The sequence below is a fragment of the Labilibaculum euxinicum genome, assembly GCF_963678175.1.
Classification (GTDB): Bacteria; Bacteroidota; Bacteroidia; order Bacteroidales; family Marinifilaceae; genus Labilibaculum; species Labilibaculum euxinus.
In genome coordinates, this window is record NZ_OY782756.1 from 3,615,560 (window position 1) to 3,629,669 (window position 14,110).

The 14,110-nt window shown below is 35.6% G+C and carries 14 protein-coding genes; 10 read left to right on the top strand and 4 right to left on the bottom strand.

The window, feature by feature from the left end; genetic code table 11:
• Positions 1–15: 15 nt before the first annotated feature.
• The gene (locus ACY0M5_RS14490) at positions 16–651 is read right to left on the bottom strand and encodes an FMN-dependent NADH-azoreductase (protein WP_124994481.1); all 636 of its coding nucleotides are present in this window, start codon (positions 649–651) and stop codon (positions 16–18) included.
• A 73-nt stretch (positions 652–724) separates the two neighbouring features.
• On the opposite strand from ACY0M5_RS14490, the gene ACY0M5_RS14495 reads away from it, so the two are divergent.
• The 5 genes from ACY0M5_RS14495 (at position 725) to ACY0M5_RS14515 (ending at position 4,477) form a co-directional block, all read left to right on the top strand.
• Complete coding sequence (locus ACY0M5_RS14495) at positions 725–904, top strand: hypothetical protein (RefSeq protein WP_461629625.1); 180 nt, start codon at positions 725–727, stop codon at positions 902–904.
• 96 nt (positions 905–1,000) lie between these two features.
• Positions 1,001–1,624, top strand: coding sequence for a methyltransferase family protein (locus ACY0M5_RS14500; protein ID WP_461629626.1), 624 nt, complete (start codon positions 1,001–1,003; stop codon positions 1,622–1,624).
• A 3-nt stretch (positions 1,625–1,627) separates the two neighbouring features.
• A complete protein-coding gene (locus ACY0M5_RS14505) occupies positions 1,628–2,515 on the top strand; it encodes a LysR substrate-binding domain-containing protein (RefSeq protein WP_124994483.1) in 888 nt (295 codons plus the stop codon).
• Positions 2,516–2,596: 81 nt separating this feature from the next.
• A complete protein-coding gene (locus tag ACY0M5_RS14510; RefSeq protein WP_124994484.1) occupies positions 2,597–3,526 on the top strand; it encodes a YeiH family protein in 930 nt (309 codons plus the stop codon).
• 387 nt (positions 3,527–3,913) lie between these two features.
• Positions 3,914–4,477: a nitrogen regulation protein NR(II) gene (locus ACY0M5_RS14515; protein ID WP_461629627.1), complete on the top strand. Its 564-nt coding sequence runs from the start codon at positions 3,914–3,916 to the stop codon at positions 4,475–4,477.
• Positions 4,478–4,570: 93 nt separating this feature from the next.
• Here the strand turns inward: ACY0M5_RS14515 and ACY0M5_RS14520 are convergent, their stop codons facing one another.
• The gene (locus tag ACY0M5_RS14520; RefSeq protein WP_461629628.1) at positions 4,571–5,740 is read right to left on the bottom strand and encodes a hypothetical protein; all 1,170 of its coding nucleotides are present in this window, start codon (positions 5,738–5,740) and stop codon (positions 4,571–4,573) included.
• 228 nt (positions 5,741–5,968) lie between these two features.
• On the opposite strand from ACY0M5_RS14520, the gene ACY0M5_RS14525 reads away from it, so the two are divergent.
• The 5 genes from ACY0M5_RS14525 to ACY0M5_RS14545 all read left to right on the top strand — a co-directional run bounded on the left by ACY0M5_RS14525 (position 5,969) and on the right by ACY0M5_RS14545 (position 12,351).
• A complete protein-coding gene (locus tag ACY0M5_RS14525; protein ID WP_461629629.1) occupies positions 5,969–6,955 on the top strand; it encodes a Gfo/Idh/MocA family protein in 987 nt (328 codons plus the stop codon).
• Positions 6,956–7,609: 654 nt separating this feature from the next.
• On the top strand, positions 7,610–8,023 hold the full coding sequence (locus ACY0M5_RS14530) for a Fur family transcriptional regulator (protein WP_320019160.1): 414 nt from the start codon (positions 7,610–7,612) through the stop codon (positions 8,021–8,023).
• Positions 8,024–8,431: 408 nt separating this feature from the next.
• Complete coding sequence (locus ACY0M5_RS14535; protein ID WP_461629630.1) at positions 8,432–10,849, top strand: TonB-dependent receptor; 2,418 nt, start codon at positions 8,432–8,434, stop codon at positions 10,847–10,849.
• Positions 10,850–10,871: 22 nt separating this feature from the next.
• The gene (locus ACY0M5_RS14540) at positions 10,872–11,702 is read left to right on the top strand and encodes a DUF4625 domain-containing protein (RefSeq protein ID WP_461629631.1); all 831 of its coding nucleotides are present in this window, start codon (positions 10,872–10,874) and stop codon (positions 11,700–11,702) included.
• 157 nt (positions 11,703–11,859) lie between these two features.
• A complete protein-coding gene (locus tag ACY0M5_RS14545) occupies positions 11,860–12,351 on the top strand; it encodes a DUF4625 domain-containing protein (RefSeq protein WP_461629632.1) in 492 nt (163 codons plus the stop codon).
• A gap of 470 nt (positions 12,352–12,821) precedes the next feature.
• On the opposite strand, the gene ACY0M5_RS14550 is transcribed toward ACY0M5_RS14545, so the two are convergent.
• Together ACY0M5_RS14550 and ACY0M5_RS14555 are read right to left on the bottom strand one after the other, a co-directional pair.
• The gene (locus ACY0M5_RS14550) at positions 12,822–13,412 is read right to left on the bottom strand and encodes an HD domain-containing protein (RefSeq protein ID WP_124994492.1); all 591 of its coding nucleotides are present in this window, start codon (positions 13,410–13,412) and stop codon (positions 12,822–12,824) included.
• A gap of 127 nt (positions 13,413–13,539) precedes the next feature.
• Positions 13,540–14,106 carry a YdeI/OmpD-associated family protein gene (locus ACY0M5_RS14555; protein ID WP_461629633.1) on the bottom strand — a complete coding sequence of 189 codons (567 nt, stop codon included), beginning with the start codon at positions 14,104–14,106 and terminating at the stop codon, positions 13,540–13,542.
• Positions 14,107–14,110 lie beyond the last annotated feature (4 nt).

Consider the following 14,110-nt stretch of genomic DNA (forward strand, 5'->3'; position numbering starts at 1 on the left):
TTTTCAATGATACAATTAGAATTCAGACACGAATTCAATCGCCTTTTCTTTTGCCAATTTTTCAATCTCCGGAATATCCAGTCCCATTGCAATTCCTTCAACAGGAACAAATTTCAATTCTGATATTCCAATAAATCCCAAAACTGATTTTAAATAACGATGCGAAAAATCCATTTCACTTCCCGCCCCATTTGAATAAACTCCTCCTGATGCTTGAATGTGAACAGCCTTCTTTCCTTTCATCAATCCTTCCGGGCCATTTTCTGTATAGTGAAATGTTTTTCCTGCCTGCAATATGACATCAATATATGCTTTAAGTACAGGAGGAATAGAAAAATTCCACATCGGGTTAACAAACGCATAGGCATCAGCTTCCATAAATTGTTCCAAAAGTTGATTTAGATTTCCAATCTGCTGCATCTGCTCTTGATCCAAATCGTTTAAGCTGCCACCATTCTGCAACTTCGAAAAACCATCAAAAACCATTGCATTTAAATAGGGAACATCTGTTTTAAACAAATCAAGTTCTGTAACCTCGTGATTGGGATTTTGCTTTTTGTATTGCTCAATAAAAGCTCTTCCTACCTTTAAGCTATATGAATCCTTTTCTTCTTTTGGGTTTGCGCTAACATATAAAAATTTCTTACTCATATCTTTTACTATTAATTCAACACATTTACTATTTCTTACTCAACAAAGCTAGGAAAGCAAAACTCATTCGTAAATGGATAAAACAAAGGTATTCTTGTACTTTTTATTTTTTATACCTGCAACTAAAATTGATGAGAAAAACTATTATCTCTGCAAGGAAAAAATAAAAACCGGAAGTGAATCAAAAAGATTCTCTGAGATTTTAGATCCTAAAAATCCACCTAAGGTATTCATTAACGGATCATTCAACTGATCAGATGGATAAGACAACTGATATAACAAGATAGAATATATTCGCTCAAAGTGCAGGAAATAGATTAAAAAGAAATCTATTTCCTACTTTTACGCAATGATCTCAACACAACATATTCTGCTTTGTATATTTCTATTGTTATGGTGCTTTTTTCACAGCAGTTTAATTTCGAATCAGTTCATCAGCTATATAAAACCTAAACTTGGCAAACAATTCAGAACCTACCGGATTCTCTACAATCTATTTTCACTAATTACATTCTTACCACTGATTTGGTATTCCTATACAATAAAAAGCGAGATGATTTTTACCTGGTCAGGTAATTTTATGGTTGTACGTGTTTTTATTCTCCTAATCAGCTTTTATTTGTTTTTTGCCGGTTCCCGTACATACGATCTATCGTCCTTTACAGGCTTTCGCCAGATTCAGCAAAAAGAACATCACAAAACCATATCTGATGATGAAAATATAAATACTTCCGGAATTCTTGGTGTAATCCGCCATCCTTGGTATACTGCAACTTTCTTATTTATATGGGCAGGAAATTTAAATACCAGCTCATTGATCGTGAATGTAATTCTTAGTATTTATTTGGTTATTGGCTGTCTTTTAGAAGAAAAAAAACTAGTTTTAGAATACGGTGAACAGTACCGGATTTATCAAAAAAATGTATCAATACTGTTCCCCTGGAAATGGTTGAAAACAAAACTAAAAAGATAAGACATGGATTATCGGGACGAAGTATTTATTGCTGTGGCAGAAAACCTAAATTTCTCGAAAGCCGCTGAAGAACTGTTCATCAGCCAGCCTGCAGTTACCAAACACATTAAAGAATTGGAAAGCAAATTAAATACCGCTCTTTTCGAACGAAAAGGAAACAAAGTTTATTTAACTAAGTCCGGCAAATTGGTGTATCGCAGTCTTAAACAAATAAAACAGCAGTATCGTGATTTGGAATATGAATTGGGCAGGTTAAATGAGGCTTTTAATGGTTCTTTGCGAATTGGTGCCAGTTCCACAATTTCCCAATACCTTATTCCATCGGTAATTGCATCTTTTCATAAACGATATCCCAAAATCAAACTCGATTTATTCAACGGCAATTCTTTTGAAATGGAGCAAAAACTGCTCGATAATGAAATAGATTTGGCTCTGGTAGAAAATGAAACGTCCAATTCCAACATCAAATACATGGATTTTCTGGATGATGAAATTATTGCCGTTACAGGAACACAAAGTGTATACGCAAAACGCAAAAACATTAAACTAATCGACATTCAGGAAATACCTTTGGTACTGCGCGAAAAAGGTTCCGGAACATTGCAGGTTATTCAGAAAACACTCGCTAAGCAAAATATAGATCTGGAAAAACTAAACATTCTGATTCATTTGGGAAGTACCGAAGCAATTAAAAATTTTCTTTGTGATTTTGACGGTATTGCTCTGATATCCGAAAAGTCTGTTAAGAAGGAAATGCAGCTGAAAAGTCTTTGCAAACTAAATGTAAGTGAATTAAATATTCATCGGAAACTAAGACTGGCATCGCGTCAGGGCTCTGAGTTAAAAATCCCCGGTTTATTTATAGACCTACTTCATCACCATAACTTTTAGTTATATATAATAATAATTTACAATTTCCATAAGCTATTCATACATCGTATTTTTGTTCCTGAAATCAAAGAACAAAAACAAATGTATCAATTCTCTAAAAAAACCAGCTACTTATTCTTAATCGGCATTGCACTTTGCTTTATGCCCGGCTTTTCACCAGCTATTGCTCTAATCACCGGACTCTTCTTTTCTATGTTTGGGATTAAAACCGCCCGGTTTACCAAATACACATCTTCTGTTTTACAGGCATCCATCATTCTAATGGGTTTTGGCATGAATCTGACCCTGGTAATAGAAGCATCTAAATCAGGTTTTGGTTTTACGGCCATGTCGGTAATAACAACCATCAGTATTGGTTTGTTACTCGGTAAACTTTTTAAAGTGGAGAAAGCCACAAGCATATTAATTGCGGCAGGAACTGCTATTTGCGGTGGTAGTGCCATTGCTGCTGTTGCACCGGTTATTAATGCAAAAAACAAGCAGGTTTTGTTTGCTATGGCCGTTGTTTTTGTGCTAAACTCTGTCGCATTGATCTTATTTCCAATCATCGGACATTATTTTGAAATGAGTCAGGAAACATTTGGTTTTTGGTCGGCAATTGCGATTCACGATACCAGTTCTGTAGTGGGTGCTTCATCTGCTTATGGTGAAAAAGCTTTGGAAATTGCGACTACGGTTAAACTAACCCGAGCCCTTTGGATCATTCCTGTTTCAATTGTATTTGCAATTTTCAACAAAAACACAGAATCCGGTAAAATAAAAATACCTTGGTTCATCGGCGTGTTTGTATTGGCAATTATTACAGCTCACTTAGTTCCACAATGGCACGATGGTTTTGCAATCTTAAATTGGTTGGGCAAAAAAGGAATGATTATCGCCCTACTATTTATCGGTTCAAGTATTTCTGTTTCCGAAATCAGGGAAACCGGCAGCAATGCTTTTATCATGGGAATTCTACTTTGGATTTTCATTGGAACAACATCGTTGTATTTATTACTAACTCATGTTTAGTTATTCAGCTCAATAAATCAAATTCTGAAAAAGCACTAATTTCTAATTTTTCCAAAGAGACAAGTACAAGTAATGAATATAAAATAATTGGAATCATCCAATCAAAGATTTTTAGCAATGTCCCTTAATTTATCATGAGGGTGTCCAAAAAGCATTGTTCTATTGTCATTCTGATCCCGATGAATCGGGACGAAGAATCTTTTACTTTGAAATACAGATGTTTCGTCCCGGTAGCCATCGGGATCGCTCAACATGACAATCCATTACAAAATATTCCCTTTTGGACACCCTCTTTTAATTTATTAATGTCAGCTTATATGAAATAAACCACAACATACAATATTGCCTTCTGACATTTTGAGATTATCATAAAATTTTGTAATTTAGATGGAACTATCCAAATTGGGTACAGATCCAATGATTTTGATGATAAAAAAAATTGCTATGGAAACAGACATCACACATACAAATGAGCGGTTTAGTGAACTGAGCGAATCAAGTGAATTTTTAAATCTGATTCTAAATAACATTAGTTCGTGTATTATGCTATTGGATAAAGATCTTAAATTACGGGCTTATAACGATCCATTGCTAAGCATATTTTCCAATAAAAAAAATGAAAATTTATTATATCGAAAATGTGGTGAAGTAATAGGCTGTGCGTATCAAATAGAAGAACAGGAACTATGCGGTAATACCAGCATGTGCAGAACCTGTGAATTACGAATCTCAGCACTTAACTCTTACGCAAGTAATGAAGCTGTTTTCAACGAGAAAATTACGAAACCGTTTTTTAATTTTGAAGGTGTAAAGGTTGACAAACATTTACAGTTTTCAACACGACTGTTTCCCTATCAAAAAGAAAAATACATTATTATGATTCTGGAAGACATAACAGAATTAGTTTGTATCAAAGAAAAAATGAATCATCTCTCAGAAAATCATGCATAAAAGTAAAAACTACTCCTACCAAATAAACACAGACTAATTTCAATTGAAAAAAGGAACATCACAATGGTGTTCCTTTTTCGTATTTTGAATTGTCTAGATCAATTCAATTCCCAATAAACCACAGGCCAATTGTAGTTTCTCAAGTTGGTTCCCTTGTAAAATAAGATGATGATTTCCTAAAGGATTTTCCTTTAATTTAGTAATTGCAGACAGAGGCAGTTTTACCTCAATTTGCGTGCGGCATGCTGTTGCATATCTCGGACGATCCAAAACCTCACCTGTGGTGATAAAAGCCTTGTTTAATTCGCTGTTGAAACGAAAAACAGTAATGTCATTGTAACGGTACATTCCCTGAATCGCAGTTCCCAAACCTGTTTCAAAATGGGTTGTTACCTCATAATCCGACAATAAATTGGTTCCGATTGTACAATGAGCGAATAAAGCAGTTTCTGCAGATATTTTGGCAACGTTTGCCATCCACGGAATTGAACCGGAAAGTTCTTTGGCAAACATCATTCCCACAATACTGGCCAAATCGCCTTCGCAGCCCGCAGGTATTTGCTGATCGTTAAAAAGAGACAACGCCAGACAGGCAGTTACCGATTTCTGACGGACCAAAGGAAAACACTCAACAGTTAAGGCATCCAATTTCTCATTCTCAACGCAATCTTTCAGGATATTGTAAATTTTCGAAGCATTCAGTTTCTCCTGATGATCTGTATATTCAAATTTGTTTAAAAAATCATTGTTAATTTCAGCATCTTCGAAGCTGCAAAGGCTTTTCCAATCAATTTGTTTCAAATTGATTCCCAACCTACTCATCAAGACATTCTTCTCAACACTTGAAGCAATCAGCCAATCAGAAACATTGCCAATTAACCCCAGCTGCTTTCCCTTTAAAGCTTCAATAGCCGAAGTTACTTCTATGTACTTTGACATATACGCCTTCATTTCCTCAGGATTCGAAAGCAATACAGAGCTTATCCCTTCGCGGTTCATCCACGCCTTAATTTCCAGAGCGGCTGCATTCGAATTGTCCAATTCATTCGACAGAAGAATATAAAATCTGTTTTTTTCTGCCAATAATTTAGCGCCTTGTTCGCTCCCGCCACTCAAAATAAATAAGATATCCGCATCATCTTCAACAAATTGAATATTTGCTTCAAGATCGGGAAGCATGTCCGAACATCTTTTCTTGCCCAGTTCAATGTATTTGGCCTCAGCCTCCTTAAAAGCCAGAATTTTTACTCGTAATTGAATCATTAGAATCGTTTAAAGTTTTGATTTGTTTCAACGGAATTGAATGGCGTTCAAAAATACAAAATATATGATATTCTCAAAGATTCCGCATTCTAAAATAGCTCCGCCATACAAATTTAAGGGACCTATAATTTAAAATAAAAACATGGAAGGGCTTCTGTTTCAAAAGACAAAAAATCCCTATCTTGCGTAGCTAATTAGCATTGAAATGCACATATCAAACCAGACAAAATGAAGAATTCAGATACTAAAATAATACGTTGGGGAATATTGGGTTGCGGCAATGTAACCGAAGTTAAAAGCGGCCCGGCTTATCAAAAAACGGACGGATTCGAAATTAGGGCTGTTATGCGCCGCGATGCAGACAAAGCGCAGGATTATGCAAAAAGACATCATATTACTAAGTTCTATACCAATGCTGACGAATTAATTAATGACAATGAAATTGATGCCATATATATTGCAACACCTCCTGATTCGCACAAATATTACGCTCTAAAAGTTGCAGAAGCAGGGAAAACCTGCTGCATAGAAAAACCACTGGCTCCAAGTCATCAGGACTGTCTGGAAATCTGTGAAGCATTTAAAATAAAAAGTCTCCCCTTATTTGCAGCTTACTACCGCCGTTCCCTGCCTCGTTTTCAGCAGGTAAAAACATGGCTTGAAAATAATTCAATTGGAGAAGTAAGACATATCCGATGGCATTTGAGTAAACCGGCAAACGAAACGGATCTGTCTGGCAAATACAATTGGCGAACCGATTCGAAAATAGCACCAGGTGGCTACTTCGACGATTTAGCCAGCCATGGAATCGACTTGTTTATTTATTTGCTGGGAAATATAAAAACAGTAGCTGGCCTCAGTACTAATCAGCAAGGCCTGTATGATGCAAAAGATGCTGTGACGGCTTGTTGGCTGCACGAAAATGGCATTACGGGAACAGGAAGTTGGAATTTTGGCTGCAGTCAAAGAGAAGATCGAGTGGAAATATTTGGCAGTAAAGGCAAAATTGAATTTTCTATTTTCGACGATGCCCCACTCTTGCTGACAAACGAAAATGGCACAGAGGAACTATTCATCGAAAATCCGGAAAACATTCAGATTTATCATGTTGAAAATATGAAAGAAGATCTTTTTGGCTACAGCAAACACCCATCTACCGGTGAAACTGCAGCCCATACCAGTTGGGTTCTGGATAAAATACTTGGTAATTTGTAAGCTGTATCAGTAAGCTCTCCTAATACACCTCAACCACACGATAATATCAAAGCCTGTGAAATCTCTCTCGGATTGCAAAATTTATAATTACGGCTCGTACCCACATTTATTATTTTACTTATCATACGGTACAAGAGTGAGATAGGAGATGAAACCCTAGTTGATAACAATCAGAAAAGTGATAACCGGTAATTGGTTACCAATTTTTGCTGTCGAAAATGTTAATCGAATCTTCTCACAACCTAATCCTGATCATTCGGGGCTTTATGTGTAGGGGGAAGCCTTTAAAGATACCTGATGTTAAAAATTATTTATACATAAACCCACTTGTATTATATTAATCTTTTGAAGCGCCTGGTGTGAGAAATTTTCTACTAAGCTAATAGCTTAGTGAAACCTGCGATTGTATACTAACCGTTTATCAATCCATCAATTATGAATTTTATTTTGCAGTCTCATCATTCTTTCCTGTCTTGGAACGCGACGGACTAAAGGCTCTTTCTAAAAATTTGGTTTCGTGCTGGAATAGAGCGTTTACAGCATGTGTCTAGATGCGAAGGGATAATGTGCTAAGATTAATATTTTTTCTTATCGTTTTTTCAATATTTTTTTTTACATTTGCATCATTGTTGCAATTAAAACATATCTGCATTTATGAAAGCTGTTGATATACTAAACAGATATAATCTAAAACGAACAAGTTGCCGAGAGGGAATTATTGATGTAATAACAGCAGCAAACCAAGCTCTGTCTGAAAATGAAATCAGAGAACAATTGGTTGGTAATTACGACCGAACTACTTTTTACCGCTCTTTCAAAACACTTGAAGAGCATAAAATAATCCATAAAATTATTGTAGATAATCAATTGGTCAAGTATGCTCTGGATAATACTGTAACACAAAAAGATGAACATGCCCATTTTTATTGCAATGAATGTAATACTGTAAAATGTATGAATGATGTTCCTGTACAAAAATATCAATTACCAGATGGTTATTCTGATGTTGAAACAGAGGTTTTAATAAAAGGGATTTGTTCAAATTGTAAAAATCAAAAAAACAATTGATAAAGCTTAGAAAACATATTGCTTTCATGTTGTTTGTAATTTTCTTTTTTCCAATTACATTTCAATCGGTTCATATCGTATGGCATCATGCGCATGGTTATAAGTGCGGACACCACCTTTGTCGTGCAGAATCATCTGATAAGAATTCCCATACGAGTACTAAAAATTTATCAGAAAAAGAAAACGCATGTTCAATATGTGAATATCAATTTTTAATAAATAATTTACCTGAACTTTCTGTTATAAAATCAGAAATTCCTGTATTGGCCTTCTCTTACAATCAAGCAGCTTCAGTACAGCAATACGTCCAAGTATTCACCAATAAAACTCCAAGAGCACCACCCATTCTTGTCTCATAGAATAATTTTCTTCTAATTTTCAGGCGGTTAAACTCTCAATAAATTTTATATGAGCAAATTTTTCATGCTTTTTTTGAGCATGAGCATGTTATGTAGTTTTTTGTATGGGCAAACATTTTTTGAACTTAAAGGTATCGTTGCTGATGAAAACAATGAACCATTAACAGGTGCTTCTGTGTTTCTATTTCCTATAAAAAAAGGTACGGTTACTGATGCTAAAGGTAATTTTACCATTGATAATTTATCAAAAGGTAAGTATGAACTGGAAATCTCATTTGTTGGTTACAAAACTCTTGTTGATACTATTTCACTAACAGGAAATAGAACATACAATGTACAATTAAATGTTTCTGCACTTAGCCTGCAAGAGATCGTTGTAACCAGTAATTATTCCGAAACACGTAAAAAAGAAGAATCACTCAATATTGAAATTGTAAATGACGATTATCTGAAACAAAACCTTGGCGGTAGTCTTATGAACTCACTTGAAAGGTTGCCGGGTATAACAAGCATTGATATTGGTTCAGGACAATCGAAGCCTGTAATTCGCGGGCTTGGGTTTAACCGCGTTGTGGTGGTTGAAAACAATATCAAGCATGAAGCTCAGCAATGGGGCGCAGACCATGGGCTTGAAATTGACCAATATGCTGTTGATAATATTGAGGTGATAAAAGGCCCTGCTTCCCTTATGTATGGCTCTGATGCTATTGGTGGTATTGTAAACATAACAAACAGAAAAATGTCTGTCAATAATTCCTTTGGTGGAACAATTGATTTGTCTGGCAAAACGAATAATGATTTTCTGGGAACATCCATTTCATTATATGGTAGAAAAAAATGGTTCTATGCAGATGTGCGTGCAACCATAATTGATTACGGTGATTATAAAGTTCCTGCTGACAGTGTGGATATTTATTCATATCGGGCAGCATTGTATAAAAACCATTTGCGGAATACAGCTGGTAATGAAAAAGACATCCATTTATCTTTTGGGATTCTGCAAAAAAGGTATCAAAGCAAATTTTATGTAAGCAGTGTAAATAGTAAAAGCGGATTTTTTGCCAACGCACATGGTTTGGAACCCCGCAATGTAGATGCCGAATTACATGATAAGTCAGACAGGGATATTCATTACCCATATCAGACAGTAAACCATTTAAAGGTCACGAATTCAAGTAATTTCCAGTGGAAACAATTGAAATTTGATCTGGATTTGGGTTTTCAGCGTAATTTCAGGAAGGAATGGAGTCAATACGTTAATCATGGTTATATGCCACCAATTTTTCCTGACACATTAAATTTTAATCCCGACCTTGAACGACAATTTGAAAAATATGTGTATTCGGTGAATCTAAAGTTGTCCCATCAATGGAGTGATAAAACGCAATTTAATTTTGGAATAAACAGTGAACATCAGGACAACTGTATTGATGGCCGTGGTTTTATAATTCCGGCTTACCAGCTGATGCGAATAGGAGGTTTTGTTTTTGCAAAACATTCAATTTCAGACAAAAGTATGGTTCAATTGGGTATTCGCTATGACTATGGTCATATAATTACCGACGAATATTTTGATTGGTTTCCATCCCCGGTTGTTGAAAATGGTAGTACAAGCATGCCGTATTTGCAAAGAGCAGGAAATATTCACCGTAGTTTTTCAAACCTAACATGGTCTGTTGGGTATAATTACAATCCCGGGAAGTGGTCATATAAAGCCAATATTGGTAAAAGTTTCCGTATGCCAATTGCTAAAGAATTGGCCACAAATGGTGTCAATTACCATCATTTTAGTTACGAGGTGGGTAAGGCTGATTTATCTCCTGAAATATCATATCAACTTGATGCAGGCATAGAATACAGTTCAGAGAAATTTGCGATTGGGATAACACCATTTCTGAATTATTTTTCCAATTACATTTATTTGAACCCTAGTTCGGAACACGACAGACTTTACGGAAATGGAAACCAGGTTTATTTTTACACTCAGGCTAAGGTTTTTAGATACGGAGCAGAAATACATGCACACTACGAATTGTTGAAATCCCTGCAATTCGGCATTATCGGTGAATATGTTTATTCAGAGCAGCTTTCAGGTGAGAAGAAAGGATTTACCCTGCCTTTTTCACCACCTCCTTCCGGTATTTTCAATATCAGATATCACAGGGATAAGATAAAGTTTGTTCAACAAGCCTATATATCCTTTGATTACAGGATTACAGCAGCTCAAAATAATATTGTACCACCGGAAAAAACCACCGATGGGTATGAGGTAATCAATCTTGGATTGGGGGGAGATATTGCAGTGAAAAAGCAAAGAATAACTATTTCATTGCAGATTAAAAACCTCTTAAACACTAAGTATTTTAATCACACCAGCTATTATCGGCTGATAAATGTACCTGAACCAGGAAGAAATTTTATTGCGAATATTTCCATTCCTTTTTCAGGAAAAATAAAGAGTAAGTAAATATATTAAACAATTTAAAATTATGAATACAAAGATTAAATCAATAGCTTTTATTTTAGCAGTAATGGGGATTGTCTTTTTTAGTTCCTGTGATAATAATGATGATGAAACTGTTCAAAAACCTGTTGTCAGTAATTTAGAATTGGGAATAGGTGACAGTCATATCGGTTACATAGGTGCTGATTTGCACATCGAAGCAGAAATTGTTGCTGAAGGGAAAATAGACAAAATAACTGTCGAAATTCACCAGGAGGAAGGTAGCACCGACGAAATTGTAGTTGGATATGATGAGTTTGCCGGGCTCAAAAACACTACTTTTCATAAGCATGTTGATATTCCTGCCACAACGTTTGCCGGTACATACCATTGCCACATTACTGTAACCGACATGGATGGCAACTCGACAACGGTAGAAGAAGAAGTATCAATTGAGGCAATGGTTGATGATAAAGCTCCGGTAATAACTATTTCATCATCACCGGAAAATGGAAAAAACTTTGCTAATGGTGAAACAATTTCCATTTCAGGTTCAATTACCGATAATATTTCGTTGGCTGGTTTGGTAGTAGCTTTGGTTTATGAAACAGATAAGATTGCTGATGCTGATGTTTCAGGTGCTGCCAATACTAAGGTAATTGTAATGCTTCACACCCATGATTTTGAAGATCCAGATGAAACTGATTTCTCAGCCACTATCGAAGTGGGCGCTGCAAACGACAACAATATGACTCCTGTTGCCATTCAGGGAGATAATGCATGGAAATCCGGCAACTACTATATCCTTGTAAAAAGCAAAGATGCAATGGGAAACTGGGCATTCTCAAATCATTATCCAATAGTAATAAATCTTTAGAATCATTAGAGGGTGTCCAAAAAAGTATCATTCTATTGTCATTCTGAGCTGGCCGAAGAATCTTTCACTTTGAAAAACGGATGTTTCGACTTTGCCCAATATGACAATTCAATACAAATAATTCCTTTTTGGACACCCTCTCTAATATAAATCTGGCATGAAAAATTTAACAGCTATATTTATCCCTCTTTTTCTGCTCATTATTTTTAACTCTTGTGGGAAAGATGAAGAAATAGATAAAGAAAAACCAATAATTAATTTGACAGCTCAGGATGCATTTCCCTTAAGTTGTGATACCCTTTATTTTGGAGAATCCTTTGATCTGAAAGCTTTGTTTTCCGATAATGTTGAATTGGGTTCTTTCAGCATTGACATACACAACAACTTCGATCACCATTCGCATAGCACCGAAGTTGCGGAATGCAATCCTGACCCAATCAAAACCCCGGTTACTCCATTTTTATATATTGAAGAGTATGATATTCCCACCGGTCAGACAGAATATCAAACCAACTTGTCCATTTCAATTCCATCCGGTGATGAAAACGGGCTATTTGATGAAGGTGATTATCATTTTTTTATAAGTCTTACCGACAAAGAAGGATGGTCAAAACAAAAAGGACTAAATATCAAAATGCTACATCGTTAATCAGGGGTGTATTGGCAAAAAATAATGTGTGTGGCTGCGAAGGGATGTTTTACAGCCACACACTCCTGCTTTTGCAGGCTGGATTTTCCTTTTTCCAAATATGCAATCATGTTACTGCTGTGTTGTTTATTCCACTTAAATACAACGTAAAAGTATTTTATCCTTTTGTTTTTTAAAATTAACAAAACATTATTTAGAAGACTGATTTCAGATTCTGAGAATAATTCTAAATAAAGGATAAAATAAAATTGGACAATGCCCCCCACTGCCCCACGATTTTAGCATCTGCTTACTGCATCACCTCAATCACACTTGAGAAACACATCCAAGCATTCAACTTCAGCAAAACTTACAAAAGGAAGCTTTAAAAACCCGATAATCAGCATGTTTTTAAAGCTCACATCTTATTTTTTAGAAATCGAAATTGGTTGTGCAGCGGTTACTTTTGATAACAGCTGATTTATATAACGCTATTTTTTCAGAATTCCATTTTTTACGCTTTCGTTTATGAGTTCCTCAGCAAATCCCCAAATTGACTTAGAGCCTTTTTTTATAAGCTTCTTTTTGTCGTAAACACTTTCATATTTAACATTAAATTCAGACCACGTCCCACCATTGTTAGAGGTGTTTTGTAATAGTGGCTCAAATCTGTCCATTGCCTTGGCAAATTTGGCTTCATTGGTTTCGCCTTCTTCAAATTCCTCCCAAATCGCGATAAACTCTTGAGCTTGTTCAGTGGGCAGCATCCCAAAGATTCTTTTCGCCGCTTTCAGTTCTTCTTTTGTGTTAGAGTGATTCTTAACAGAATCATAAATAAAGATATCTCCAGCATCTATTTCAACAATATCATGGATCAAAACCATTTTTAATACTTTCAATACATCTATTTGCTCATTTGCATGCTCCGACAAAACAATAGCCATCATAGCCAGGTGCCAACTATGCTCAGCGTCATTTTCATGTCTGTCGCTATTGAATAGTTTTGTTTTTCGTTGGATGTATTTGATCTTATCAATTTCTTTAATGAATTCGACTTGCTTAAGTAGGTTATCAATTTTCATAATTATTTGATGTCTTCTATTTTGTAAACGTTAAATTGTATAAGTAGCAGCATATTTGCAGGCAAGCTTTCCTATCAAACCGCTATGCAGTTTGAGCTCTGTCGAGTATTACTTGTCATTGTGTGGGTTAATAGTATTTGTCAATACCTCCAAAGCCTGAAATAAGTTTGTTGTCCTGTGTTTTTTGAATAAAGTTTGTCAGTCGTTTGGTAAATTCTTCGGGCCGCTTTCTGGCACTATCAATGTATGCAATTCGTATTCGTTTGTAACAGTCCGAAAAATCTTTAAAGTTTTTCCAAGCTGTTTTGTCTTTTTTTATTTCATCTAAAATATCCAAAGGAAAAACATACTCTTTTGAAATAATTTCCCGAACCGTTTTAAGAAAGGAATGATGAATCAGATTTTTTTCAGCCAACCATTTCAGCCGTTCTTTATTGGGCTGTGAATAACTGCTCTTAGATTGTCTGGGAGTAAACCGCTGAATTGTGTGGTCTTTGTCAAGGGTTTTATTTGTGCTGTCAATCCAACCAAAACAGAGAGCTTCTTCAACCGCATCATTGTATTGTATGCGTTGTTCACCGGTTGACTTTTTAGCGTAGACCAACCAAACTTCATTCTCAATGTTGAAATTTTGCTGAAGCCAGTTTCTCCATTCAATCCTTGTTTTTATGTGTAGTATCTTGTCTGTTTTCAAGTTG

Coding starts and splice junctions, on each gene's coding strand:
- ACY0M5_RS14515 (WP_461629627.1), top strand. CDS start 3,914: ATGGAACTATCCAAATTGGGTACAGATCCAATGATTTTGATGATAAAA.
- ACY0M5_RS14490 (WP_124994481.1), bottom strand. CDS start 651: ATGAGTAAGAAATTTTTATATGTTAGCGCAAACCCAAAAGAAGAAAAG.
- ACY0M5_RS14535 (WP_461629630.1), top strand. CDS start 8,432: ATGAGCAAATTTTTCATGCTTTTTTTGAGCATGAGCATGTTATGTAGT.
- ACY0M5_RS14540 (WP_461629631.1), top strand. CDS start 10,872: ATGAATACAAAGATTAAATCAATAGCTTTTATTTTAGCAGTAATGGGG.
- ACY0M5_RS14530 (WP_320019160.1), top strand. CDS start 7,610: ATGAAAGCTGTTGATATACTAAACAGATATAATCTAAAACGAACAAGT.
- ACY0M5_RS14510 (WP_124994484.1), top strand. CDS start 2,597: ATGTATCAATTCTCTAAAAAAACCAGCTACTTATTCTTAATCGGCATT.
- ACY0M5_RS14545 (WP_461629632.1), top strand. CDS start 11,860: ATGAAAAATTTAACAGCTATATTTATCCCTCTTTTTCTGCTCATTATT.
- ACY0M5_RS14520 (WP_461629628.1), bottom strand. CDS start 5,740: ATGATTCAATTACGAGTAAAAATTCTGGCTTTTAAGGAGGCTGAGGCC.
- ACY0M5_RS14550 (WP_124994492.1), bottom strand. CDS start 13,412: ATGAAAATTGATAACCTACTTAAGCAAGTCGAATTCATTAAAGAAATT.
- ACY0M5_RS14495 (WP_461629625.1), top strand. CDS start 725: ATGGATAAAACAAAGGTATTCTTGTACTTTTTATTTTTTATACCTGCA.
- ACY0M5_RS14525 (WP_461629629.1), top strand. CDS start 5,969: ATGAAGAATTCAGATACTAAAATAATACGTTGGGGAATATTGGGTTGC.
- ACY0M5_RS14500 (WP_461629626.1), top strand. CDS start 1,001: ATGATCTCAACACAACATATTCTGCTTTGTATATTTCTATTGTTATGG.
- ACY0M5_RS14505 (WP_124994483.1), top strand. CDS start 1,628: ATGGATTATCGGGACGAAGTATTTATTGCTGTGGCAGAAAACCTAAAT.